Below are 451 nucleotides of genomic sequence, written 5' to 3' on the forward strand. Positions count from 1 at the left end.
ATTGTACCTAAATGTTGTTCTTTATTTAAAGATGCAAATTGTTTTTCTTCATCTTCAGGAGCTCCAATTTGTGCAATTGGTCCAAACTTCCCTAAACGAACTAAAATTGTTTTTCCTGATTCAGGATGTTTTCCTAAAATGCGCTCTCCGCTTTCTCTTTCGGCGTTTTCTTTTACATGCTCTACTGTTTTATGAAAATCGATATAAAATCCTTTAATCATTTCTATCCAATCTTCATTTCCTTCTGAAATATCATCAAAAGAATTTTCAACTCTGGCTGTAAATCCAAAATCTAAAATATTAGAGAAATTTGCAACTAAAAAATCATTTACAATATTTCCTATATCAGTAGGAACTAATTTATTTTTATTTGAGCCTGTTTTTTCTGTTAATAATTCACTTTGCACAACTTTATTAGACAGAATCATCTGTTCATAATTACGTTCTACAC

General features: G+C 29.7%; 1 pseudogene. It reads right to left on the reverse strand.

What is annotated here, in order from left to right:
- Positions 1-451: pseudogene (locus FJV36_RS01010) on the reverse strand (topoisomerase C-terminal repeat-containing protein); the annotation flags it as partial.

Origin of the sequence: Flavobacterium sp. I-STPP5a, assembly GCF_009764685.1 — a bacterium.
GTDB lineage: Bacteria > Bacteroidota > Bacteroidia > Flavobacteriales > Flavobacteriaceae > Flavobacterium.